Source organism: Kribbella sp. NPDC048915 (assembly GCF_040649595.1).
In the GTDB taxonomy this organism is placed as follows: Bacteria; Actinomycetota; Actinomycetes; order Propionibacteriales; family Kribbellaceae; genus Kribbella.
This window is the reverse complement of sequence record NZ_JBEZFT010000032.1, coordinates 16,141-40,426: the sequence shown is the minus strand read 5'-3', so window position 1 is coordinate 40,426 and position 24,286 is coordinate 16,141. Positions and strand designations below refer to the sequence as shown.

The following is a 24,286-nucleotide window of genomic DNA, read 5'->3' as shown; positions in this document are numbered from 1 at the left end:
CGAAAAGCCTAACGGTGGTGGAAACTGCTTTTGTGGCCGAACTCAAGCTGCCGTCACCTTGTGTGGTTGTGCTCGTCGGCCCCGGTGCGTCCGGAAAGTCGACCTGGGCGGCCGCGCAGTTCGCGCCCGAGCTGATCGTGTCGAGTGATCGGTTGCGGGCGTTGGTGGGTGCCGGGGAGGACGACATCACCGCCAGTTCGGATGCGTTCGCGCTGCTGGAAGAGGTCGTACGGCAACGCATCGGGCGGCGACTGACGACGGTGATCGACACGCTCGGACTGGACCGGGACAGGCGGATGCGGTGGCTCGGGCTGGCGCGCGAGGCGGGGATGGCGTGTGTCGCGGTGGCCTTCGACACGCCCGCGGACGAATGCCGGCGCCGGAACCGTGAACGCCCCAAACGCATCCCCGCGGACGCTCTGACCAACCAACTCCGGATCTGGACGTCGGTGCAGAAGAAGCTTCCGGACGAGGGGTACGACGATGTCCTGCAGCCGACCGCCGCACGCGTCGTACCGGACGTCTTCGTCGAATCGGCCGCGGCGCAGACCCGGCAATCCGAAGCGCCGGTGGGGTTGCGGTTCGGACTGCAGGTCAGCAGCTATCCCGGTGGCCGCGCCGGTCTCGCCGCCTGGGTGCGCGAGGTGGCGCAGCGCGCCGAGGCCGCGGGGTTCGACGCCATCTACGTGATGGACCACTTCCGCCAGATCCCGCAGGTGGGCCGCGCGTGGGACGACTTCCTGGAGAGCTGGACGACGCTCGGGTATCTCGCGGCCTGCACCTCCCGGGTCCGGCTGGGCACGTTGGTCTCGGGCATCACCTACCGCAACGTGGCGCATCTCGGAAAGATCGCGGCGACACTCGACGTACTCAGCGGCGGGCGCGCTGTCTGTGGTGTCGGGCTCGCATGGTTCGAGGCGGAGCACAAGGCGTACGGCTGGACGTTCCCACCGGTCGGCGAGCGGTACGCCCTGCTCGAGGATGCCTTGCGGTTGCTGCCGATTTTGTGGGGTCCGGGTAACAAACCGTTCCGGGGCAAGGTCCTCGACGTACCGGACACCACCTGTTATCCAAGGCCGTTGCAGGACCGCCTGCCGCTCCTTGTCGGCGGGAGTGGACCGCGGACGCTGCGACTGGCCGGGCGGTACGCCGACGCGGTAAACGTCTTCGGTGATGTCGTCGCGGTCCGCAAGGCCACCGCCCAGCTCGGAGACCGGCCGATCGAGCTGACGCATCTGTCGACGACCCTGATCGGCAAGGACGCCCGCCAACTCGACGAGCTCGTCCAGCGGTTGCGACCGCGGAACGTCAACCCGGCGAAGTACGCCGCGGCCGTGAACGCGGGCACCGTCGACGATCAGATCGGCCGGTTCCGCGAACTGTCCGAGGCCGGCGTGGCCGAGGTGATGATCAGCCTGCCCGACCTCGGCACGCTCGATGCGGCGGCCGACGTGATCTCAGCCTTTCGGCCGTAGCTCCAGCTTGAGCAAGGCGTTCTCGATCAGCTCGGGCATCGCCGGGTGGATCCAGTACTGGTCGCGGGCCATCGAGTACGCATCCAGGCCGAAGCTCATCGCCTGGACCACCGGCTGGATCACGGTCGGCGCCTGCGGGCCGATGATGTGGCAGCCGATGATCTGGCCGGTGTCACGATCGGCGAGCACCTTGGCGAAACCGGTGGTGTCCTCCATCGCCCAGCCGTACGCGATGTCGGCGTACCGCTGAACGGCCGAGACGTAGGAGATCCCGCGCTCCTTCGCCTGCTCCTCGGTGAGACCGACCGAGGCGATCTGCGGCGCGCTGAACACCGCGTGCGGGACGAACCGGTGGTCCGCCTCGATCCGGTCGTCCGGGTTCAGCAGGTTGTGCTTGACCACGCGGGCCTCGTGGTTCGCCACGTGCTTGAGCTGGTGCGGGTTCGTCACGTCGCCGAGCGCATAGATCCCGTCGACGGTGGTCTGCTGGTACGCGTCCACGACCACGCGGCCCTCGTGGTCCACCTCGACGCCGGTCGCGTCCAGGTTCAGCAGGTCCGAGTTCGGTTCGCGGCCGACGGCGACCAGCAGTTCGTCGACCACGAGCTCGTCGGCGCCGGCCGGGTGCAGCATCGTGAGCGCGATCGACCCGTCGTCGCGGCGGGCGACGCGGATCGTTTCGTGGTTGAGCCGAACGTCGTACTTGTCCTGCGCGATCTCGGTGTAGCGCGCGGCGATCTCGGCGTCCTCGGTGCGCAGCAAGGTGCTCGACCTGGCCACGACCGTCACCTCGACCCCGAACGACGCGAACACGTGCGCGAACTCGGCCGCCACGAAACCGCTGCCGATGATCGCCAGCCGGCGCGGCAGCTGCTCGAGCCGCATGATCGTGTTCGAGGTGTGGAACCCGGTCTCCTCGAGGCCGGGGATCGGCGGCACGATCGGCCGGCTGCCGGTCGCGAGCACGAACCGGTCCGCGCTGAACACGCTCGTCGACCCGTCCTTGTTGTCGACCGTCAGTTCCTTCCGGCCGGTGAACCGCCCGGTCCCGTCGTACACGGTGACGTTGGCGTTGTCCGGGTCGTGGTGCCGGTACTCGGAGCCGCCGACCGCGATCGGGTCGATCCGGCCGAAGATCCGGTCCCGCACGTCGGTCCAGCGGACGCCGATCAGTTCCTCGTCGACGCCGTACCGCGCGCTCACCGACGGTGTCGCCGCGACGTCGGCCGCGTGCACGAACATCTTGGTCGGGATACAGCCGACGTTCAGGCAGGTACCGCCGAACGTGCCGCGCTCGACCAGCGCCACCTTCCAGTCGGCGAACCGCCGGTTGACGATGGTGTTACCGGAGCCGGTCCCGATGACCACGAGGTCGTAATGAGTCACACCCCATTGTGACGCTGACGGGCAAACGCGGAGCTCCAGGTAGGCAGAAGTCCCTTTCGGACGGCGTGTCGGCCGTCGTCAGGCGGGTTCTGCATACCTGGAGGTGCGGTTGGGTGCTTCAGCGGCCTCGAGGACCGCCTTCTCGCCGAGCAGCTCGGTCTGCGGCAGCACCTCGAGGTGCGGGCGCGGGAGCAGCCGCGGGCGGATCGCGAGGCCGCGCCGGCGGGAGAAGTACAGCACCGAGCCGACCGCGCCGAGCACGGTCAGCCCGCCGCCGACGATCAGCGACCAGCGGGCACCCAGCACCTCGCCGATCCAGCCGATGAACGGGCCACCGATCGGCGTCCCACCCATCAGCACGGTCATGTACAGCGCCATCACCCGGCCGCGCATGGTCGGCTCGATGCTCAGCTGCATGGTCGCGTTCGCCGACGTCAGCATGGTCAGCGACGTCAGGCCGACGATCGGCAGTACCAGCGCGAACGTCAGGTACGACGGCATCAGCGCGCTGATCACCTCGGCGATGCCGAACGCGATCGCCGCGCCGATCACCAGCCGCGCCCGGATCCGCACCCGGCGGGCCGCGAGCAGCGCACCGGACAGCGACCCGATCGCGAGGATCGAGCCGAGGATGCCGTACTCCCCCGCGCCCTTGTGGAACGCCTCGGTCGCCATCAGCGCCGACGTCATCTGGAAGTTCAGCCCGAAGGTCCCGGCGAAGAACACCGCGACCAGCACCATCATCAGGTCGGGCCGGCGCCACAGGTAGCGCATGCCGTCGCGGATCATGCCCTTCTCACGGGTGGCCGGCTTCGGCGTGTGCAGCTCGGAGACGCGCATCATCCGCAGCGACACGATCACCGCCACATAGGTGATGCCGTTGATCATGATCACCGGACCGGTGCCGATGAAGTTGATCAGCACCCCGGCGAGGCCTGGGCCGAGCAGCCGCGCGGCGTTGAAGGACGCCGAGTTCAGTCCGACGGCGTTGGCGAGCTCGTCCTTGCCGACCATCTCGACCACGAAGGCCTGCCGGGCCGGGGCGTCGAACGCCGTGCCGATGCCGAAAACGAGTGCGAGCAGGTAGACGTGCCAGGGCTGGACCACCCCGGCCACGGTCAGTCCGCCGAGGAGCAGCGCGACGCTACCCATGGCGATCTGGGTCATCGTCAGCAGCTGCCGCTTCGGGAAACGGTCGGCCAGCACACCGGCGTACGGCCCGAGCAGCAGGGCGGGAAGGAATTGGAGGCCGGTGACGATACCGAGCGCGGCACCGGAGTGGGTCAGCTCCAGGACCAGCCAGTCCTGGGCGACGCGCTGCATCCAGGTGCCGACGTTCGAGACGATCGCGCCGGCGGCGTAGAGACGGAAGTTACGGACTTTGAAGGCACGGAAGGTCGGGCTCATCGAGCCGCCAACCGTTCCAGAACAGGTGCTGCCTTGCGCAGGATGTCGCGCTCCTCGGGGGTCAATTGCTTCAGTTTCGTCTGCAGCCACTCGTCGCGGCGGCGCCGGTTGGCGAGGATCAGCTCGTCGGCCTTGGCGGTCAGCTCGACCATGATCTGGCGCTTGTCGGTCGGATGCGGCCGGCGGACCACCAGGCCCGCCTCCGCCATGTTCGTCACGATCCGCGTCATCGACGGCGGCTTCACCTGCTCGTGGGCGGCGAGCTCGCCGATCGTCATCGCCTCGTGCTTGGCCAGCGCGCCGAGCACGCTGAGCTGGTTCGCGGTGAGGTCGTGGCCGGGCTCGCGCTGCCGGCGGATCTGCCGGGACAACCGCAGCGTGGACGACCGCAGCGCGCTCGCCAGCCCGACGTCACTCTTCACCTGCTGGGCTACGACTTCGGGCATGTTCGTTAGCTTAACTCATTACCTTTGCTAACTAAAACCCATTGGCTACGGATGGTATTCCCGCTCCGCTAGAGTTCGCGGTCATGGGGACGACGGCCGAGCTGGAACGGTACGAGCAGCGGTTCCGGCAGGCGGGACTGCCGCTGTTCATCGAGGACTTCTCGCCGACGCACGACATCTTCACGCGGGCGGCGCCGCTGCTCGTGCTGGTGTTCCTGGCCGAGATGCTCGGCGCCACCTCCCTGGACTGGCACTGGTGGCAGAACCTGCTCGCCGCGATCGGCGGACTGGTCGTGCTGATCGTCGGGTTCGGCCTGCTGAACGGGTTCCGCGGCCGGCCGTTCCGGTCGTTGCCGACCCGCTTCGGGATCCCGGAACTGGCGGTGTTCGTGCTGCTGCCCGCACTGCTCCCGGTCGTCACCGAGGGTCAGTTCAAGCAGTTCTTCGGCGTCGCGGCCGGCAACCTGCTGCTGATCGGCGCCGTGTACGTCGTGGTCGGCTACGGCCTGATCGGGACCACACTGTGGGGGATCCGCCGGCTCGCGAGTGAGCTGGCGGCGTCCGTGGCCAGCCTGGTGCGCGCGCTGCCGCTGCTGCTGGTGTTCTCGCTCGTGCTGTTCGTCAACACCGAGATGTGGCAGGTGTTCGCCGGGATGCCGGTCGAGTTCATCGTGTTCTCGATGATCGCGTTCACCGTGCTCAGCACGCTGTTCCTGCTGATCCGGCTGCCGCGCGAGGTGGACGAGATCGAGCAGGAGGTGGGGTCCGGTCCGCCGCTGCGCCGGATCCAGCGGGTCAACGTGAGCATCAGCCTGGTGATCCGGCAATGGCTGCAGGTGCTGGTGGTCAGCGCCGGCGTCGGTCTGTTCTTCGTTGCCTTCGGCATGCTCGCGATCAGCGCGGAGATCTACGAGCAGTGGGCCGTCTCACCGGGCGCCTGGTCGTACCAGGTGATGTTGATCGGCCATCCGCTGCTGCTCAGCGCCTCGATGGTGAAGGTCGCCGTCGGGATCGCGAACTTCACCGGGCTGTACTACTCGATCGCGTTGCTGACGGATGCGACGTACCGCACCGAGTTCCTCGACCGGGTCGGTGACGAGCTGCGCGCGGTGTTCACCGCGCGCGCCGCCTACCTCGAACTGCGTCAGGTCAGCCAGTCGGTCAACGGGCCGATCGCGAAGTAGATCACGAACAGCGCCGAGACCACCCACATCAGCGGGTGCACCTGACGGGCCTTGCCGCGGACCGCCTTGAGGACCACGTACGACACGAAGCCGGCGCCGATACCGGCCGAGATCGAGTACGTGAACGGCATCAGCACGATCGTCAGGAACGCCGGGAACGCGACCTCGATGTCGTCGAAGTCGATGCCCTTGACCTGGGTCATCATCAGGAAGCCGACCAGGATCAGCGCCGGCGTCGCGGCCTCGTACGGGATCAGCGTGACCAGCGGCGCGACCACCATCGAGATCAAGAAGCAGATCCCGGTCACCACACTCGCCAGCCCGGTCCGCGCGCCCTCACCGACACCCGAGGCGGATTCGATGTACGACGTGTTGCTCGAAACCGATGCGGCGCCGCCGGCGGCCGCGGCGACACTGTCGACGATCAGGATCCGCTGCGAGTTCGGCGGGATGCCGTTCTCGTCGTTCAGCCCCGCTTCGGCGCCGATCGCGGTCATCGTGCCCATCGTGTCGAAGAAGTCGGCCAGCATCAGCGTGAAGATCAGCAGCAGCGCCGACACCACGCCGATCTTCTCGAACGAGCCGAACAGGTTGAACTCGCCGATCGTGTCCAGGTTCGGTGTGGTGAACCACTTCTCGGGGAGCTTCGGCACACTCAGGCCCCAGCCGCCCGGGTTGTCCTCGGTGCGCGGGCCGATCTTCTCGACGGCCTCGATCACGATCGCCAGCACGGTCGAGACGAGAATGCCGATCAGGATCGCGCCCTTCACCTTGCGGGCGTACAGCGTGACGATCAGCAGCAGGCCGACCACGAACACCAGCACCGGCCAGCCACGCAGATTGCCCGCGATACCGAGCTCGACGGGCGGTCCGCTGGGCGCCGCCGGACGCCGTACGAAGCCTGCGTCGACCACGCCGATGAACGCGATGAACAGGCCGATGCCGACGCTGATCGCGACCTTCAACTGCAGTGGTACGGCCTCGAACACGGCTCTGCGGAAGCCGGTGAGGACCAGGACCAGGATGATCAGGCCCTCGAGGACCACCAGGCCCATCGCGTCGGCCCAGGTCATCTTGGTGGCGACCGAGAACGCGATGAACGCGTTCAGGCCCAGGCCGGTGGCCAGGGCCAGCGGGAAGTTCGCGACCAGGCCCATCAGGATCGTCACCACACCGGCGACCAAGGCGGTCGCCACCGCGATCTTGGCGATCGCCGCGGCCTGATCGGTGCCGCCGCCGACGAACTGGCCGCTGCCGTCCTTGACCGAGCCGATGATGAGCGGGTTCAGCACGACGATGTAGGCCATCGTGAAGAACGTGACCAGCCCGCCACGGATCTCGCGACCGAACGTCGAACCGCGATGGCTGATCTTGAAGAACGCGTCGAGGGGACCGAAACCGGAGCGGGCCGTGTCGGCCTGGGGCGAGCTCATGACCGCATCGTGCCAGGTCCTACCGGGCAGTTGCGAGCCCTATCGGGAAACCGTGTCGGTGGACGCGGCTAAGGTAGGTGGCGTGACGCAGGAGCAGGGGCCGGCCAAGCAGCGCACGGACAAGAAGCGCACCGACCCGACCAGTCAGCTGGCCCGGGGCGAGCTGGTGCACGCCGAGGTCAAGCCGCTCGACCTGTCCGGCATCCCGAGCGTGATCACCGGCATCGTGGTGTGGGCGGTCGCGTTCGTCGTCCTGCTGTTCTTCCGCGGCCGGCTCGACGCCGACGGCCTCGACTGGTGGCTGTGGGTCCCGGTGGCCGGGTTCGGCCTCGGCCTGATCGGCCTCTGGTACTGCAAGCGCCGCTGGAACGCGATCCAGGCCGCCGAGAAGCGCGGTGAGTCAGCGGACTGATCGACCGCTGGTCACGCAGGCTCGGTACTACTCGGTGCGGGCGGCGAGGATGCAGAACTCGTTGCCTTCCGGATCGGCGAGCACGGTCCACGGCTGGTCACCCTGGCCGATGTCGACGCGCTGCGCACCGTGCTCGACCAGCCGCGCCACCTCGGCCGCCTGGTCGTCCGGGCGGAAGTCGAGGTGCAGCCGGCTCTTGGCCAACTTGGTCTCGTTGATCCGGACGAAGTCGATGCTCGGCCCGCGGTCCGGCGCCGGCCGGATCTCGTACTCGTCGTCGGAGGTGTAGACGACCACCCAGCCCAAGGCTTCGACCCACCACTGGCCGAGGGCCACCGGGTCGAGCGAGTGGACGACAACCTGCTCCCATTCGAGACTCACGCGGGCGAGTCTAGGGCAGCGGATCAGTCCTCGGATTCGGCCAGTTCGAGGGTGTCGTAGCCCGTGGTGTCGAAGGCGTGCTCCGGAGTCGGCGCCTCCGGCAGGTCGATCGTGGCGTCGGAGTGGGCGCCGCAGCCGTAGTCGAAGGCGACCACGTGCGCGTCGCCGGGCGCCATCTCGTTCGCGCAGACGCCGAACGCGCGGCCGAGGCTGTCGGCCAGGCGGATCCAGTAGCCGCACGAGAAACACTTGTACGGAACGGCCTGTGCGATCGCGGACGCCGGCCCGAAGTCCCCGGCGTACCAGCGCTCGGCGGCGTCGTCCCGCCCGTACGGCGAGAGCACGCGCTCACGGCCGAGCCCGAGCTCCTCGACCACGGCGAGCACCTCCTCCGGCGCACCGTCGGTGTCGGTGAACCCCGGCTCCAGGCGCGGATCCTCGGGCAGCGTCGGGAACAGGTCGCCCGGGCGAAGGTCGCCGGGCTGGACGCGCTCGGACCACGGCACCCACTCCGGCGCGACCACCGCGTCGTCGCCCGGCAGCATCACGACCTCGTTGACCGTCACGTGCTTGGCGCGGGCCGCGCGGGTGACCGTGACCGCCCAGCGCCACCCGCGGTACCCGGGGTGGGTGGAGGCGAAGTAGTGCGTGACGAGGCGCTCGCCCTCGACCAGATGACCGAGGTGCTCCCCGACCTGCGCGGCGCCGGCTTCGGCGATCGCGGCCTCGCGCGCCGGTTCGACCGCCGCGACGCAGACGGCGTCGGGCTTGGCACGGACCGGTTCGGGCGTTCTGACGGGGGTCACAATCGCCCATTCTCGCACGCCCGGCACCGGAACCCGAACCGCCGTCGGACCCTTCCGATCCGCGCCCTGATCCGCGCCGTGCCTGCCCTCTGTCCCCGGTACAAGGCAGGATGGTTGCATGCAGTCTCCCGACCCGAAGCCGGAGCCCGGCACGCAGCCGAAGTCCGGCGCGCGGCCGAAGTCCGGCGCGGGCGCGAAGCCGGACCCTGGCGCGAAGACCGCCGGTCAGCGGCTCAGTGGCGCGCGCGCCCGGATGGGTACGGCGGGCAAGAAGGTCGGGCACGCCTCGAAGGTCGGCGCCGAAGGTGTCGCCTCGGCCTCGAAGAAGGCCGCGGCCGTCAGCGGGAAGGTCGGCCGGGCGACCGGCCGCCGGATCCGCGGGCTGACCAGCGCGCAGGGCGCCGGCGAGTCGGGCCTGTCACGGCTGATCGAGCTCGGCGCCGTGAACGCGGCGGGTGACACGGCGTTCGCGGTTTCGCTGGCCGGCACGGTGTTCTTCACCGTGCCGAGCGGTGAGGCGCGCGACCGGGTCGCGCTGTTCCTGCTGCTGACGATGGCGCCGTTCGCGTTGATGGCGCCGCTCATCGGTCCGCTCCTGGACCGGTTCCGGCACGGCCGCCGCTGGGCGATCGGCGTGACGCTCGGCGCCCGGGCGTTCCTGGTCTGGAGCCTGGCGTCGTCGATCGCCGGCAACGGCTCTGCCTGGCTGTATCCGGCGGCGCTCGGCTGCCTGGTCGCTTCCAAGGCGTACGGCGTGACGCGCGCGAGCGCCGTACCGCGGCTGCTGCCACCGCAGATCACGCTCGTCACCGCGAACTCACGGATCTCGCTCGCCGGTGTCGCGGGCGCGACCGTCGGCGCCGGGATCGCCGGTGCGTTCGCCGCGATCGGGCCGGAGTGGTCGCTGCGCTGGGCGGCACTGGTCTACATCGTCGGCCTGATTCTCGCGATCCGGCTGCCGGCCGCGGTCGACTCCCCCGCCGACGAAGAGCTCACCGGTACGGCGGGACGCGACGCGCGCCGGCGCGCGATCACCACCGCGGTGGCACGCGGGATCCGGTGCAACCTGGGACTGCGGTTCGTGTCCGGGTTCCTCACCATGTACTTGGCGTTCCTGCTCCGCGATCAGCCGGTCAGTGGGGTGAAGGGCGCGGTCGCGGCCGGTGCGGTGATCGCGGCGGCCGGTCTCGGCAACAGCCTCGGTACGCTGCTCGGTTCGTTGCTCAAGGCCCGTAAACCCGAGGCGGTCGTGCTCGTCGTACTGCTCGCCGATGCGACCGTCGCGGTGGCGGTCGCGGTGCTGTACGGGTTGCCGATCCTGATCGTGCTCGGTCTGGTGGCCGGGTTGTGCAGCTCGCTCGGCAAGCTGTCGCTGGATGCGATGATCCAGCGGGACGTGCCGGAGTCCGTGCGGACGTCGGTGTTCGCGCGGTCGGAGACGGTGCTGCAGTTGGCGTGGGTGCTCGGCGGCGGCTGCGGGATCGTGCTGCCGCTGATCCCGCGGCTCGGGTTCGGATTCCTGGCGGGGGTGCTGCTGATCGTCGTGGTCCTCGTACTGCGGATGCGCCCGAGTTCCCGGACCGCGCCGGGGCCGCTGCAGCCAGGCGGTCTGGGTGGGCCACGTCCGCACGGTCCGTCATCGGGATCGAGGCCCCACAAGCCTGCGCCGCACGCCGATGACCATCTCGCCGACCACCTTGCCGACCACCGTGCCGACCACCGTGCCGACCACAGCGATGACCACCGTGACGACCGCAGTGACGACCGCAGTGACGAGCACTCGGAGCGCACGACGCGCACGATCCTCAGCGTCGCCGAGCAACGCGCCAACCGCGAGCGCCGCTCGACCTCGCAGGACGAACCAACCGTGGAGTGGCGCACCGATCGCCAACCCCCGCCCCAGCAGCCCGTCGGTCGCTGGTGGAGCGGCCAGCCGGACGACGACGAACACACCGCCGAACATTCCGGCGAACATTCCGGCGAGGAGCCTCCGGCCTGGTCCGAGGAGCCCACCGAAGACCACCAGCGACCAGATCCCCACCACCGCCACCGCAACACCCCCCGCCACCCACCGCGCTGACTCAGCAGCGCACCCCTCAAACCCGCAACGGGTCAAGGGGTGTGCCGGGGGCGCCGCCTCCGCGGGCCCCAGAGGTGTGGGTGGAGCGCTGCCTCCGCCGTGGACTGAGGGAGCGTGGGGCGGCGCCTCGGTTCTTACGGGGTGGGGACTAGGTCTGCCTCCTCGGCGACCGGCTCTGCGGCCGGTGCCGGTGCGTGGCTGGTGCCGCGGAGGGTGAGGGTGGCCGCTATCGCGGTGGTGAGCAGGAGGACTGCGCCGACCAGGGCGACCACGCTCATGCTGTGAGTGAAGGCGTGCCGCGCGGTCGCCAGCACGGAGTCGGCGATGTGTGCAGGCAGCTGAGCGGCCGCAGCAGTCGCCGCGGGCAGCCCCTCACGGACGGGCGCCGCGACATCGGCCGGCAGATCGGACGGCACGTCGGCGCGGTACACCGCAGTACCGATCGAGCCCAGGATCGCGATCCCGAGCGCCCCGCCGAACTCCGCGCAGGTCTCCATCACCGCGGACGCCGAACCCGCCCGCTCCGGCGCGACCGAACCGACGACCGCCTCGGTCACCAGAGTCATCACCATCACCAGGCCGGCCGCCAGCAGACCGGCCCCGGCCAGCGGCACCACCAGCGACGAGTCCACCTGGATCTGGGTCAGCACGCCGTACCCCGACGCTGCCAGCACGAACGCGCCACCGATCACGTACGCGCGATCCAGCTTTCGGGCCAGCGAGGTGGCGAGCGGCGCAGCGCCACCGACGAGTACGGACGGCGCCAGCGACCACAGCGCGGCGCGGAAGGGGCTCAGGCCGTGCACCAACTGCAGGTACTGGGTCAGGAACACCGCGTTGCCGACCAGCGCCAGGGTGCCGATGGTGTTCGCCGCCAGCGACCCGCTGAACGCACGGTTGCGGAACATCGACAGGTCGAGCATCGGGTGCGCCGCGGTCCGCTGCCGCTGGATGAACAGCACGCCGAACACCAGTCCGGCCACGATCGCCGCCACCGGCAGCATCGACAGCCCGTGCGCCGCGAGCTCCTTGATCCCCCAGATCAGCGGCAGTACGGCGGCCAGTGACAGCACCGACCCGAGCAGGTCGAACCGCCCGCGCTGCGCCGCCTTGAACTCGGGCAGCAGCACCGGCGCCAGCGCGACCAGCAGCAGCATCGCCGGGGTGTTGATCAGGAACACCGAGCCCCACCAGAAGTGCTCGAGCAGGAACCCGCCGAGCACCGGCCCGAGGGTGATCCCGCCCATCATCACCGCGCTCCAGAACGCGATCGCCTTCGAGCGCTGCTGCGCGTCGTGGAACATGTTGCGGATCAGCGCCAGGGTCGACGGCATCAGAGTCGCACCGCCGATCCCGAGCACCGCACGGGCCGCGATCAGCTGCTCCGGGCTCTGCGCGTACGCCGCCGCGACCGACGCCAGCCCGAATCCGATCGCGCCGAACAGCAGCAACCGGCGCCGGCCGATCCGGTCACCGAGCGAACCCATGGTGATCAGCAGCCCGGCCAGCACGAACCCGTAGATGTCGAAGATCCACAGCTGCTCGGTCGCGCTGACGCCGAGGTCCGCGGAGATGAACGGGACGGCGAAGTAGAGCACCGACACGTCCATCGACACCAGCAACAGCGGCAGTGCGAGCACGCCGAGCGCGATCCACTCCTTGCGTCCCGCCCGTTCGGTCGACTCCATGACACCCCTCCGATGATCTGTGTATGACGCACACTGTGTGCGCCGTACACAGACCATACGACGAGACTGTCTATGTTGTAAACAGATAGACTGCGCGACATGGACGAGAGCGAGCTGCCGAGGGTCTTGCAGCAGATGTGGGGCATCGAGGGCCGCAGCCGCCCCGGGCCGAAGCCGGCGTTCCACATCAGCGACATCGCGCGCGCCGCGATCAAGCTGGCCGACACGGGCGGACTGCCCGCGGTCTCGATGAGCAAGGTCGCGGCCGAGCTCGGCTTCACGACGATGTCGCTCTACCGGTACGTCGACGCCAAGGACGACCTGTACGTCGTGATGCTCGAGCACGCGTTCGGCGTACCGCCCACGCTCGACCCCGCCGACGACTGGCGCGGGAAGATCACCGCCTGGGCAGAGGCGTTCCGCGACGGGCTGCGGCGGCACCCGTGGATCCTGCAGATCCCGGTGCAGGAGCCGCCGCTGTCACCGAACCAGCTGGCCTGGATGGAGGCGGGCCTGGCCGCGTTCGACGGTACGCCGCTCACGCCGGGGGAACGGCTGTCCGCGATGCTGCTGGTGAACATCTACGTCCGCGGGGCAGCGCAACTGTCCGTGAACATGCTGACCGACCCGGCCGCGGTCCGCGCCGCCGACCAGCTGTACACCGAGCGACTCAAGTACCTGGCGACCGCGGACCGCTTCCCCGGAATCGCCGCCACCCTGCAGCAACCTCCCGACGAGGGCTACGCCGGCGACTTCGACACAGGAGAATTCACCTTCGGCCTGACCACCGTCCTCGACGGCATCGAAGCCCGCATCACCCGCCAAACCCCCTGACTCGACAACCCTCCACTTCAGCGGGCCCCCCGAACGGGCAAACCCTCCACTTCGATGGGCAACCCTCCAGTCAAGGGGATGCCCATCGAAGTAGGGGGTTGTCCAGCCAAAATTTCAGTGGGCAACCCCCACCTGAATGGGCACCCCCCAGTCGAATGGGGCAACCCTCCACTCCAAGGGATGCCCATCGAAGTAGGGGGTTGCCCAGCCAAAATTTCAGTGGGCAACCCTCCACTTGAGGGGTTGCCCACTGAAGTGGAGGGTTGTGCCGTACGGCAGACAGCGGAGCTGCCCGAGCGCCGGGGTGAGGGCGGTCGGGATGTCGGGGCGCCGGGTCAGTAGTCGAGTTTGTCGGCTACGCCGCGCAGTACGGTGGCGACCTGGCGGGCGGACTTGTTGTCGGGGTGGCGGCCGCGGCGGTAGTTCTCGCCGATCCGGTCGAGGAGTTTGATCAGGTCCTCGATCACGACCTGCATCTCCTCGGGCTTCGGGCGCAGCGCCTTGGCGACCGACGGCGGCGGGTCGATCAGGCGGACCTGCAGCGCCTGCTCACCCTTGCGGCCCTCGACGACGCCGAACTCGACCTTCTGACCCGGCTTCAGCGTGGTCACGCCCGACGGCAGAGCCTCGGCGCGGACGTAGACGTCCCCGCCCTCCTCCTTGCTGAGGAATCCGAACCCCTTTTCGGAGTCATACCACTTCACCTTGCCAACGGGCACGGGGACCTCTTCAGTCGTCAATCGAGTCAATCGATGGGTTTCCGGCCGAGCTTGCAGCCCGATCGGAAACCCAGCGTACGTGAACCGGCGCCGCGGCGCCTCCGGGAAACTACCTGATCCGGCAGCCCGCCCGCACCCCCTACAGGTTCCGGTATTTGTCCGGCTCGGCGAGGCGCTCGTTCATCGAGCCGGAACGGAACCCGCGCGGGTCGACCGTGGCCGTCGGGAACCCTTCGGCCATGACCGCATTCACCAGCGCGTCGTGGTCGACCTGGTCGAGCAGTACGGCGTCGATCTCGATCGAGGCACTGTCGCCGAGATCGCGGACGCGGACGTTCTGCACGTCGTACGACGAGAGCCGCGAACGGACCGCCTGCTCCGCGCGGTCGACGCGGGCGAGCAGGTGCGGAGTGATGCGGATGCCGTACGCGATCCGGCTGGACAGGCAGGCCGCGGCCGGCTTGTCGGAGGTCTCCAGGCGCCAGCTGCGCGAGGCGGTCCGGATCTGCGCCTTGGTCAGCCGGGCGTCCTTGAGCGGGGTCAGCGCCCCGCGCTCGAAGGCGGCGCGGATCCCCGGGCGGAAGCCGGCGATCGCGTCGTCGGCGTTCGTCCCGGTCGCGATCGCGGTGATGCCGAACTCGTCCGCGATCGGCTGCAGGGTCTCGATCAGCTCGGCCTTGCAGAAGTAGCAGCGGGCGCCGGAGTTCGCCTGGTAGCCCTCGCGCTCCATCTCGTGCGTGTGCGGGGTGACGTGCCGGACACCGATCTGGTCCGCGAACCGGGCGGCCGGCTCCAGCTCCGCGGCCGGCAGCGACGGCGACACCGCGGTCGCCGCGACCACGTTCGCCGGGCCGATCGCGCGGGCGGCGGCCGCGAGCAGGAACGCCGAATCGGCGCCGCCGCTGAACGCGACCACCATCTTGTCGTACGACGACAGCCGACGCATCAGCGCCTCGAGCCGCTGCTCGAGCACGTACGCGTCGAGCCAGGCGGGGAACTCGGTCAGATCGTTCAGTACGACGTCGGCGCCGTACGCCCGCAGCTCGTCCGCGGTGAACGGACCGGTCGCGACCGCCACCGAGAGCGCACCGGCCGCGTGCGCGCCGTCGATGTCGGCGGTGTGGTCGCCGACGAAGATGGTCGCCGCGTGCGCGCGCAGCGCCGTCCCCTTCTCGGCGCCGTGCAGGTCACCGACGGTCTCGTCGACGTCCAGCCCGAGGTGCTCCAGGTGCAGGCGGACCGACGGGGTGTACTTCGCCGAGACGACCATCGTGCGGCCGCGCAGCGCGCGGATCGCCGCCAGCGACTCGGCGACGCCGGGCAGCGGCAGGCTGCCGCTGATCGCGTGCGACGGGTAGTGCTCGCGGTAGCGCGCGACCATCGCCTCGACCTGGTCGGCGGGGAACCAGTTCGCCATCTCCCAGGTCAGCGGCGGCCCGAGCCGGCTGACCACCAGGTCGGTGTCGATCGGCACGCCGGTCTCGGCGGCCAGCAGGTCCCAGACGGCCTGGATACCCGGCCGGGAATCGATCAGCGTCATGTCCAGGTCGAATCCGACCACCAACTCCGGAACGTCGGCGGTATCAGGAGTGGGCTGGAGCGCGGCGGTTGACACGTCCCCAACCCTACGTGCTCGCACCGACAGCGCCGGTCTCGCATCTCGAAACGAGCGTTATGTCCAGTAAATCGATCGGATTATGGAGGTTAACCGACCGTGGGGAGTCATGATGACCGCGCAACTCACCGAACAGCAGCAAGCCGCCGAGATCACCGTCACCAAGGTCGGCGGCGCGCTCGGCGCCGTGATCGGCAACGTCGCGCTCGGCGGCGACCTGGCACCGGAGACCGTCGCCGCGATCCGGCAGGCGCTGCTCGACCACAAGGTGATCTTCTTCCGCGAGCAGCGCCACCTGGACGACGCCGGACAGCTCGCGTTCGCGAAGCTGCTCGGGACGCCGACACTCGCGCATCCGACCTCGAAGAGCCTCGAGGGTGCGGCCAACGTACTGCCGATCGATTCCGACTACAGCAAGGCGAACAGCTGGCACACCGACGTCACGTTCGTGGACCGGATTCCCGCGATCAGCCTGCTTCGCGCGGTCACGCTTCCGCCGTACGGCGGTAACACCACGTGGGCCAACACGGTGTCGGCGTACGCGAAGCTGCCGCTGCCGCTGCAGGCGCTCGTGGACCAGCTGTGGGCGGTGCACAGCAACGTGTACGACTACGCCGGGCACGCGGACGAGGGCCGGATCGGCGGTGTCGACGTGAAGTTCGAGGAGCACCACAAGCAGTTCGAGTCCAAGCGGTTCGAGACCGAGCACCCGGTGGTCCGCGTACATCCGGAGACCGGCGAGCGGTCGCTCGTCCTCGGCCACTTCGTCCGGCGGTTCGTCGGACTGAGCAGCGCCGAGACGACCGCGCTGTACCAACTGCTGCAGAACCGGATCACCAACCTCGACAACACCGTGCGCTGGCACTGGCAGCCGGGCGACCTGGCGATCTGGGACAACCGCGCGACGCAGCACTACGGCGTCGCCGACTACGACGACCAGCCGCGGCGCCTGCACCGGATCACGCTCGCCGGCGACGTTCCGGTCAGCGTCAACGGCGTCCGCAGTACGCCGCGCACCGGCGACGCCGCACACTTCTCCGCACTTGACAATTGAGCCCACTCTGTCCGAACACTTGACACCAGCGAGCTTTTTGTAAACCCTCGTCGGCATGGACTCGTTCGCCGACCGGACCAAGCGACGCCTTCGTGACGAGCTGCTCGACGCCGCTCACGAGGCCGTCGTCGCCGGCGGATACGACGGTCTGCGGATGGCCGCGGTCGCACAACGGACCGGGGTCTCCCGACAGACCGTCTACAACGAGTTCGGGGACAAATGGGGCGTGGTCGAGGCACTCGCGGCGCGCGAGACCGAACGGTTCCTGCTGGACGTGAACGCGGCGCTCGCCGAGCACTCCGACCCGATCGACGGCCTCCGGGCCGCGGTCGAGCGGGCGCTCACACTGGCCGGGGAGAACCCGCTGGTGAAGGCGGCGCTGAGTCAGCCGGGATCGGACCAGGCCAGTCAACTGCTGACCACACGGGGGCAGCAGGTGCTGGAGCTTGCCCACCTCCGGCTGGATGCCCATGTCAGGGAGCACTGGCCGGAGGTTCCCGCGGAGGACGCGACCAGCTGTGTCGACGTCGCGCTGCGCGTCGTCATCAGCCACATCGTCACGCCGGGCCCTCCCCCGGCGCAGGTGGCGGCGCAGCTGGCTCGCGTCCTCGCTCCCTTTCTCGTCGAGTCCAGGAGGCGGCACGCATGACCATCACGAATCCCCTGCACCGGCAGGGTTTCAACTCGCTGCGGTCCGGCGGTTTCAACTGGGATGCGCTGCCGCTGCGGCTGTTCGACAAGGGCAACCGCAAGTTCTGGAACCCGCGGGACATCGACTTCGGTCAGGACGCCGAGGACTGGCAGCAGCTGAGCGACAACGACAAGGACAACGCGTTGATGCTGTGCTCGCAGTTCATCGCCGGCGAGGAGGCGGTGACCGAGGATTTGCAGCCGTTCCTGCAGGCGATGGCCGCCGAGGACCGGTTCGGCGACGAGCTGTACCTGACCCAGTTCTGTTTCGAGGAGGCCAAGCACACCGCGGTCTTCCGGCTTTGGCTGGACGCGATCGGCGTCACCGAGGACCTGCATCGCTACGTCGAGCACAACCCCGGGTACCGCGCGATCTTCTACGAGGCGTTGCCGGTCGCGCTGAAATCCTTGGCCGACGACCCGTCACCGGCGAACCAGGTGCGCGCGTCGGTGACGTACAACCACGTCGTCGAGGGGACGCTCGCCCTGACCGGGTACCACGCGTGGAACCTGCTGTGCACGTCGCGCGGCGTACTGCCCGGGATGCAGGAGCTGATCCGGCGGATCGGTGACGACGAGCGGCGGCACATGGCGTGGGGCACGTTCACCTGCCGCCGGCACGTCGCCGCGGACGAGTCGAACTGGAAGGTTGTCACCGACACGATGGAGGAACTGCTGCCGCATGCGCTGACCCAGATCCAGTGGGCGATGGACAACTCCCCCGAACTGCCGCCGGAGATCGACCCGACCGCGCTGATGTCGTACGCCGGTGACCGCGCGACGCGGCGCCTCGGGGCGATCGAGTCCGCGGTCGGCGCCGACGTGGCCGGGATCGACCTCGACTACTCCCCCGAGCACCTCGAGGACACCTTCGGCGACGAGGACTCAGCCGCGCTGGCGGCGGTTCGCCAGTAGCACCCCGAACGCCGCGGTCGCGAGGACCGCGGGGAGCCAGGTGACCGCGGTCGTCCCGAGCCGGTCGACGACCTGGCCGCCGGTGAAGGCGCCCAGTGCGATCGATCCGTTGTACACCCCCACCAGTACGGCGGAGGTCGATTCGGGGGCACTGGGCGCCGCGGCATGTCCCCACGCCTGCGTGCTGACACTCGTCCCGCCGTACGCGAAGCCCCAGATCACCAGCAGGACAAGGGATCCGGCAACAGTGGCGCCAACGATGGGCATGACCAACGACGTGACTGCGATGCCGCCGGCGATGACCGCCAGGGCAGGCCACGGGCGGAGCGCCCCGGTGACGAAGTTGCCGATGACACCCGCGACGCCGTACGCCAGCAGGAGCGTGCCGATCAACGCCGTACCGGTGTGCGGTTCGAGCAACGGGCGGACGTAGGTGTAGGCCGCGAAGTGTCCGGTCACGATCAGGACGACGAGCACCAGACCGGCCCGAACCTGCTTGATCCGCAGGACTTCCCGTACGTCGGACAACCGCACCGGACGCTCCGGTTCGAGACTCGGCAAGAGGATGCTCAGGGCAACGGTTGCGGCGATGGCCAGCAGGCCGGTGCCGGCGAACGCCCAGCGCCAGCCGAGGAGTTCACCGACGTACGCACCGGCCGGGATGCCCAGCACGGAGGCGACTCCGATGCCCGCGAAGATCAGGGAGGTTGCCGATCGGGCCGCATGCACCGGGACAATGCGTGGCGCGAGGCCGATGGTGAGCATCCAGACTCCGCCGATCGAGACACCCATCAGAACGCGGGCCGCGAGATAGACGGCGAAGACCGGAGCTGTCGCGGCGACGAAGGCGGACAGGCCCAGGAGCAACATCAGGCCGACCAGGACGGCCCGGCGGTTGAGTGACCCAAGCAGCGGCGGCAGGACCGGCGCCGCGAAGGCGGAGACCAGGCCGGTAACGGTCAGGCTGAGGCCGGCTGTGCCTTCGCTGACGCGCAGGGTGGCGCCGAGCGGGGTGAGCAAACCGACGGGGAGCATTTCGGCGGTGACGACGATGAAGACCGTGACGGCCATCGCGACGGACGCCGCCCAGGCGCGGGTCCCGGCGCTGACGGTGGGGGTGGTCGGCTGGTCGACGCAGGTCGTGGTCATGCTCATAGTCGACCCTCGCGCGCGGGCCCGAACAACGGCGGTCCGCTGCTGGTTGTATTAGCTGGATTAATCGATCAGGCTGGCGTCATGGCTGTCGAGATCCGCGAACTGGAAGCCTTCCTCGTGCTGGCCGACGAGCTGCACTTCGGCCGTACGGCGGAGCGCCTGTACGTCTCGCAGAGCCGGGTCAGCCAACTGCTGCGCGCGCTGGAGCGACGGATCGGCGGGCCGTTGTTCGAGCGGACCAGCCGCCGCGTCACCTTGACTCCGCTGGGGAAGGAGTTCCTCACGTCGTTGCGGCCGGCGTACACCGCGCTGGAGCGGGCGATCGACGAGGCGCGCGACTACGCGGGCAACGCCAAGGGCAAGCTGCGGGTCGGGTTCCAGGGGTCGGCGAGCGACCAGATCCTCGACGCCGTGTCCGCCTTCCAGGCTCGCAACCCGAACTGCGTGATCGGCGTTTGTGAACTCCCGCTCAACGATCCGTTCGGCACGCTGCGCCGCCGCGAGATCGACGCGGCGATCGTTCTGCTGCCGATCGCGGAGGACGATCTGATCGTCGGTCCGGTGTTCTCGCAGGAGCCGCAGACGTTCACCGTTTCCTCGCGGCACGCGCTGGCCGGGCGGTCGTCGATCGACGCCGAGGACCTGGCCGGCCAGACCTTGATCTCGATCGCGCCGCCGGCTCCGGGGTACTGGCGGCAGGCGCAGGCACCGACCCAGACACCGCGTGGCGCGCTGATCCGCCGCGGCCCGGAGGTCCACACCTTCTCCGAGGGACTGTCCCTGATCGCCGCCGACCAGGGCGGCATGCTGGTCTGCCGCGCGACCGCTTCGCGCAACCACCGACCCGACATCGTCAGCATCCCGCTGACCGGCTACCCGGACTCCGCCTTCGCCTTGGTGTGGCGGCGCGGTGAGGAGACGCCGTCCATCCGCGCCTTCGCCAAGCATCTCGAGCAGCGCTGACCTCAGGCAGGTTTACGGACCTCCGTGTCGGCCGCGGTCACCAGGCGGCCGTCAGCCGCGCGAATCTCGAGCGGCCGCAGTGGCTGCTGATCACGGCGATCCAGTAGTTCTGACCGCGATTCGCCGGGGTCGAACGCATAGGCCTCGCCCCACTGCCGCAGCGCCACGATCACCGGGAACAGCGCCTCGCCCTTCGGCGTCAACACGTACTCGTGGCGCGCGCCGACCGGCACCTGCTCGAGGATTCCGGCGTCGACCAGCGCGCGGAGCCGCGTGCTGAGGATGTTCTTCGCGACCCCGAGCCCGCGCTGGAACTCGCCGAACCGGCGACTGCCGTCGAACGCGTCCCGGACGATCAGCAGCGACCACCAGTCGCCGACCGCGTCCACCGACCGCGCGACCGGGCAGCTCTCCTCGTCGAACCTGGTCCGTTTGACCATCCCGCACCTCCTGGTTGCAACATGCTACCAAATCCGTTTACGGTAGCAAAATGCAACCAAACAGACTGGTCCTGGCCGTCGCCGCGGGTGTCGCCGTCTCGACCGTGTACGCCGCCCAACCTCTACTGGTCACGATCGGCGCGGACCTCGGCATCGCCCCGGCGCGGGTCGGGCTGTTCGTCACCGTCACCCAGCTCGGGTACGCGCTCGGCCTGTTCTTCCTGGTCCCGTTGGGTGATCTGCTCGACCGGCGCCGGCTCATCCAGGGGCAGTTCGTGCTGCTCGCGGTCGCACTGCTCGCGACCGGACTGGCCCGGAGTGCCGCCGTACTGTTCCTCGGCCTCGTCGCGGTCGGCGGGTTGGCCGTCGTCACGCAGTCCCTGGTCGCGTACGGCGCTGCGCTGAGTGATCCGGCGGAGCGCGGGCGGACGGTCGGTGCCATCACCAGCGGCATCATCACCGGCATCCTGCTGGCGCGAACCTTCTCCGGGACCCTCACCGATCTGGCCGGCTGGCGATCCGTCTACCTGGTTCTGTGCGCGCTCTGCCTCGCGTTCACGCTCGTACTGCCCCGGTCGGCGCCGCAGCCGTCGGGCGGCCTGCGGTACGGCGAACTGCTGCAAAGCACGGCCGGACTGTGGCGGGAGCCGGTGTTCCGGATCGCTGCGTTGCGGGCGTTCTTCATCTTCGCGTCGTTCAGTACCTTGTGGAGCTCGATGGCGCTGCCGCTCACCGAGCGCGGGCTGTCGCACACCGCGATCGGTCTGTTCGGGTTGATCGGCGCGACCGGCGCGCTGGCGGCCGGCCCGACCGGGCAGCTCGTCGACCGCGGTCTCGGTACGAAGATCACACTGCTCGCATCGGTGCTGTTGGCAACCAGTTGGCTGGTGATCGCGTGGACACCGAAAACCCTGCTGGCGTTGGCGATCGGGGCGATCCTGCTGGACCTCTCGACCCAAGCGATGCACGTCACCAACCAGAGCATGATCTACCGGCCGGACGCGGGCAGCCGGCTGATCGGCGGCTACATGATCTTCTACTCGGCGGGCAGCGGGCTGGGCGCGATCGTGTCGACCTCGCTCTACGAGTGGGCCGGCTGGACGGCGGTCTGCCTGCTCGGCGGGACCGGCGCCGCCGGCGCGCTGCTCATGTCAGTCCGAGCAGCTCGACAGACTTCGCGCGCATCTCGTCATCCGACGAGGTGAGCGTCTGATCACCGAGCTACGTCACGACGCCGTCCCCATCACCGGCAGCACCCCGCGCCAAACCCTCACGCAGAGGGCCTCTTGATGACCGCCCTCGACGAAGCCCGAGCCCACCTGTCCAAGGCCCGAGAGTTCCTCGAAGCCGCCGAACTCACCAACGATCTCGAGCTGTACAACGCGGCCGCATCCAACGCTGCCACTTCAGGCATCAACTCCAAGGACGCGATCTGCCTGGCTCTCGCGGGACGGACGAAGAAGTCCGACAACCATGCCGAGGCGGTGGCAGAGCTGAAAGCAGCCGGTCCGGTGGGCCGAGACAGTAGTACGACGCTGGGCCGGGCGGCTCTTGGATGCGGCGCGGGGTCAGCCCTGTTTGAGGGGGGTTTCGTAGATCTGGAGTTCGGTGCCGCCGGGGGTTTCGCCGTCGTCGGGGGCGGTGTAGAGGCGGAGCGTGGTGGCGGTGGTTTCGAGGGCTACGGGGTTGCGGGTGGCGCTGTGGTTGGTGGTGGGTGAGAAGTACGGGAACGGGATCTCGTGCAGGATGCGGTTCGTGCGCAGGTCCAAGAGGGCCAGGCCGCCGAGGTCGTACGACGTGCCGCCCGGGCCGGCGAGGCTGGTGACGCCGCCGCACAGTTGCTTGCCGCGGTCGGCGTAGTTGCAGTCCTGGTAGTCGAGCAGGTGTGACTCGTTGGCGGCCTTGCCGAGCTGCTTGCCGGTCGGAGTCCAGTGGTAGAGCGTGCGGGAGCCCCAGCTCACCCCGTGGACCTGCCCGGTCGTGCGGTCGCGTACCACGCCGCCGACGTGGTCCCGCACCCGGAACCGCTCGGTGACGCGGTAGGTCTTCGGGTCGACCGTGTAGACGATCGCCCGCGAGTTCGGGCGGTACTCCGCGACCGGAATCCACACGTCCTTGCCGTCGAAGTCCACGCCGCCCGGGTGGTACGCCGTACCTTCACCGAGCCGGATGTCCTGTTTCAGGTTCCCCTGCCGGTCGAGGATGAACAGGTGCCCGATCCCCTTCCCGGGCGTCCGGTCGTACCCGTCGACCGGATCCGGATACTTCACCGGCGCCTCGAGCACCTCGACGCTGCTCAGGAAGATCAGGTCCCCGACCAGCGCGATGCCTTGCGGGTGGTACGTCGGAAACTTCAGCGGCACGCGCTGCACCAGCGTCCACGCCGTACCGCGGTCCGTGGCCTGGAAGCCCCGGGTGACGTCGGAATCTCGCCCGCCGGCCTGGGCGCTGGTCAAACCGGTGAGCGACACACCGATCAGTGTGGCGATCGTCAGCAGCCGTCTGCGCATCGGGGTCTCCTCAGCTCGAAGTCGATGCTGCAGTGTGAGATGCCCAGATGACGCGCAGGTGATGCCAGACTGGCCGTTATGGACACAGGGGTCAGCGTTGTCGGGTCGGGTCAGGTCAGCAGTACGCCGGACGTGTTGCGGGTGTCGTTCGGGGTGGAGCAGGTGGCGCCGGACGTTGCCGCGGCAGTGCGGACCGTCGGGGAGCGGACCGAGGCGGTGCTGGCCGCACTGCGGGCTCAGGGCGTACAAGACAGTCAGCTGGGGACCAACGCGGTCAACGTGTTCCAGGAGTACCGCGAGCCGGGGACGGATCCGGCGTACCGCGCCTCGCACACGGTGCAGGTGGAGACGAAGGACCTGACCGGGTTCGGAGCTCTGCTCAACGCGGCTGTCGATGCTGTCGGCAACAGCCTCACGCTGCACGGGCTGCAGTTCGACATCGAGGACAAGACCGAGTTGCTGAAGCAGGCGCGCGAGCTGGCGTTCCGGCAGGCCAGGGAGAAGGCCCAGCACCTGGCCGAGCTGGCGGGCTTCACGCTGGGGCCGGTGGCCGCGATCTCCGAGAGTCAGAGCCAGTTCCCGATCCGGGAGACCCTGCAGTCCAAGGCGGCGTTCGACGCCGCTGTCAACGTTGTACCGGGCGATCACACCGTCGAGGTCACTCTGCAAGTGCACTTCGCCTGGGCGTAACGC

General features: G+C 69.1%; 23 protein-coding genes. 11 read left to right on the top strand and 12 right to left on the bottom strand.

What is annotated here, in order from left to right; all coding sequences use genetic code 11:
• The first annotated feature begins 32 nt into the window (after positions 1-32).
• Positions 33-1,475, top strand: a complete 1,443-nt coding sequence (locus AB0B82_RS18390; protein WP_360169302.1) for an LLM class flavin-dependent oxidoreductase — start codon at positions 33-35, stop codon at positions 1,473-1,475.
• Here the strand turns inward: AB0B82_RS18390 and AB0B82_RS18385 are convergent.
• From AB0B82_RS18385 to AB0B82_RS18375, 3 genes are all read right to left on the bottom strand, one after another.
• Complete coding sequence (locus AB0B82_RS18385) at positions 1,458-2,861, bottom strand: mycothione reductase (RefSeq protein WP_360169299.1); 1,404 nt, start codon at positions 2,859-2,861, stop codon at positions 1,458-1,460. The genes AB0B82_RS18390 and AB0B82_RS18385 overlap by 18 nt on opposite strands.
• Before the next feature lie 78 nt (positions 2,862-2,939).
• Complete coding sequence (locus AB0B82_RS18380; RefSeq protein WP_360169296.1) at positions 2,940-4,268, bottom strand: MFS transporter; 1,329 nt, start codon at positions 4,266-4,268, stop codon at positions 2,940-2,942.
• Complete coding sequence (locus AB0B82_RS18375; protein WP_360169293.1) at positions 4,265-4,714, bottom strand: MarR family transcriptional regulator; 450 nt, start codon at positions 4,712-4,714, stop codon at positions 4,265-4,267. Before AB0B82_RS18375 ends, AB0B82_RS18380 begins: the two co-directional genes overlap by 4 nt.
• 83 nt (positions 4,715-4,797) lie before the next feature.
• On the opposite strand from AB0B82_RS18375, the gene AB0B82_RS18370 reads away from it, so the two are divergent.
• Entirely contained in the window at positions 4,798-5,898 is a 1,101-nt protein-coding gene (locus tag AB0B82_RS18370) for a hypothetical protein (protein ID WP_360169290.1), read from the top strand.
• On the opposite strand, the gene AB0B82_RS18365 is transcribed toward AB0B82_RS18370, so the two are convergent.
• Complete coding sequence (locus AB0B82_RS18365; RefSeq protein ID WP_360169287.1) at positions 5,859-7,331, bottom strand: NCS2 family permease; 1,473 nt, start codon at positions 7,329-7,331, stop codon at positions 5,859-5,861. The two genes, AB0B82_RS18370 and AB0B82_RS18365, sit on opposite strands and share 40 nt — an antisense overlap.
• 82 nt (positions 7,332-7,413) lie before the next feature.
• On the opposite strand from AB0B82_RS18365, the gene AB0B82_RS18360 reads away from it, so the two are divergent.
• Positions 7,414-7,743, top strand: coding sequence for a DUF2530 domain-containing protein (locus tag AB0B82_RS18360; RefSeq protein WP_360169284.1), 330 nt, complete (start codon positions 7,414-7,416; stop codon positions 7,741-7,743).
• 27 nt (positions 7,744-7,770) lie between these two features.
• On the opposite strand, the gene AB0B82_RS18355 is transcribed toward AB0B82_RS18360, so the two are convergent.
• Together AB0B82_RS18355 and AB0B82_RS18350 are read right to left on the bottom strand one after the other, a co-directional pair.
• Positions 7,771-8,124, bottom strand: a complete 354-nt coding sequence (locus AB0B82_RS18355; RefSeq protein WP_360169281.1) for a VOC family protein — start codon at positions 8,122-8,124, stop codon at positions 7,771-7,773.
• A gap of 23 nt (positions 8,125-8,147) precedes the next feature.
• Positions 8,148-8,930 carry a DUF3027 domain-containing protein gene (locus AB0B82_RS18350; protein ID WP_360169278.1) on the bottom strand — a complete coding sequence of 261 codons (783 nt, stop codon included), beginning with the start codon at positions 8,928-8,930 and terminating at the stop codon, positions 8,148-8,150.
• A 118-nt stretch (positions 8,931-9,048) separates the two neighbouring features.
• Between AB0B82_RS18350 and AB0B82_RS18345 the strand changes: the two genes are divergently transcribed.
• A complete protein-coding gene (locus AB0B82_RS18345; protein ID WP_360169275.1) occupies positions 9,049-11,010 on the top strand; it encodes an MFS transporter in 1,962 nt (653 codons plus the stop codon).
• Positions 11,011-11,144: 134 nt separating this feature from the next.
• Here AB0B82_RS18345 and AB0B82_RS18340 read toward each other — a convergent pair whose 3' ends face one another.
• Positions 11,145-12,698 (bottom strand): MFS transporter, encoded by a 1,554-nt coding sequence (locus tag AB0B82_RS18340; protein WP_360169272.1) that lies wholly within the window; start codon positions 12,696-12,698, stop codon positions 11,145-11,147.
• A 99-nt stretch (positions 12,699-12,797) separates the two neighbouring features.
• Here AB0B82_RS18340 and AB0B82_RS18335 point away from each other — a divergent pair, with 99 nt between their 5' ends.
• Positions 12,798-13,532 (top strand): TetR/AcrR family transcriptional regulator, encoded by a 735-nt coding sequence (locus tag AB0B82_RS18335; protein WP_360169269.1) that lies wholly within the window; start codon positions 12,798-12,800, stop codon positions 13,530-13,532.
• Between the two features lie 335 nt (positions 13,533-13,867).
• Here the strand turns inward: AB0B82_RS18335 and AB0B82_RS18330 are convergent, their stop codons facing one another.
• A complete protein-coding gene (locus AB0B82_RS18330; RefSeq protein WP_360169266.1) occupies positions 13,868-14,251 on the bottom strand; it encodes a cold-shock protein in 384 nt (127 codons plus the stop codon).
• Positions 14,252-14,390: 139 nt separating this feature from the next.
• Positions 14,391-15,866, bottom strand: a complete 1,476-nt coding sequence (larE, locus tag AB0B82_RS18325) for an ATP-dependent sacrificial sulfur transferase LarE (protein ID WP_360169263.1) — start codon at positions 15,864-15,866, stop codon at positions 14,391-14,393.
• 112 nt (positions 15,867-15,978) lie between these two features.
• Here larE and AB0B82_RS18320 point away from each other — a divergent pair, with 112 nt between their 5' ends.
• From AB0B82_RS18320 to AB0B82_RS18310, 3 genes are read left to right on the top strand one after another with little or no spacing between them, the layout of a single operon-like run.
• Entirely contained in the window at positions 15,979-16,920 is a 942-nt protein-coding gene (locus AB0B82_RS18320) for a TauD/TfdA family dioxygenase (protein WP_360169260.1), read from the top strand.
• A 55-nt stretch (positions 16,921-16,975) separates the two neighbouring features.
• Complete coding sequence (locus AB0B82_RS18315; protein WP_360169257.1) at positions 16,976-17,569, top strand: TetR family transcriptional regulator; 594 nt, start codon at positions 16,976-16,978, stop codon at positions 17,567-17,569.
• The gene (locus AB0B82_RS18310; protein ID WP_360169254.1) at positions 17,566-18,525 is read left to right on the top strand and encodes a R2-like ligand-binding oxidase; all 960 of its coding nucleotides are present in this window, start codon (positions 17,566-17,568) and stop codon (positions 18,523-18,525) included. Before AB0B82_RS18315 ends, AB0B82_RS18310 begins: the two co-directional genes overlap by 4 nt.
• Here the strand turns inward: AB0B82_RS18310 and AB0B82_RS18305 are convergent.
• Positions 18,496-19,674, bottom strand: a complete 1,179-nt coding sequence (locus AB0B82_RS18305) for an MFS transporter (RefSeq protein ID WP_360169251.1) — start codon at positions 19,672-19,674, stop codon at positions 18,496-18,498. The two genes, AB0B82_RS18310 and AB0B82_RS18305, sit on opposite strands and share 30 nt — an antisense overlap.
• Positions 19,675-19,761: 87 nt before the next feature.
• Here AB0B82_RS18305 and AB0B82_RS18300 point away from each other — a divergent pair, with 87 nt between their 5' ends.
• Positions 19,762-20,643, top strand: a complete 882-nt coding sequence (locus AB0B82_RS18300; protein ID WP_360169248.1) for a LysR family transcriptional regulator — start codon at positions 19,762-19,764, stop codon at positions 20,641-20,643.
• 2 nt (positions 20,644-20,645) lie between these two features.
• Here the strand turns inward: AB0B82_RS18300 and AB0B82_RS18295 are convergent, their stop codons facing one another.
• Positions 20,646-21,083, bottom strand: coding sequence for a helix-turn-helix domain-containing protein (locus AB0B82_RS18295; protein ID WP_360169245.1), 438 nt, complete (start codon positions 21,081-21,083; stop codon positions 20,646-20,648).
• Positions 21,084-21,133: 50 nt separating this feature from the next.
• Between AB0B82_RS18295 and AB0B82_RS18290 the strand changes: the two genes are divergently transcribed.
• Positions 21,134-22,288 (top strand): MFS transporter, encoded by a 1,155-nt coding sequence (locus AB0B82_RS18290; RefSeq protein ID WP_360169242.1) that lies wholly within the window; start codon positions 21,134-21,136, stop codon positions 22,286-22,288.
• 363 nt (positions 22,289-22,651) lie between these two features.
• Here the strand turns inward: AB0B82_RS18290 and AB0B82_RS18285 are convergent, their stop codons facing one another.
• Positions 22,652-23,593: a DUF6454 family protein gene (locus AB0B82_RS18285; RefSeq protein WP_360169239.1), complete on the bottom strand. Its 942-nt coding sequence runs from the start codon at positions 23,591-23,593 to the stop codon at positions 22,652-22,654.
• A gap of 78 nt (positions 23,594-23,671) precedes the next feature.
• On the opposite strand from AB0B82_RS18285, the gene AB0B82_RS18280 reads away from it, so the two are divergent.
• Positions 23,672-24,283 (top strand): SIMPL domain-containing protein, encoded by a 612-nt coding sequence (locus AB0B82_RS18280; protein ID WP_360169236.1) that lies wholly within the window; start codon positions 23,672-23,674, stop codon positions 24,281-24,283.
• Positions 24,284-24,286: the final 3 nt, after the last annotated feature.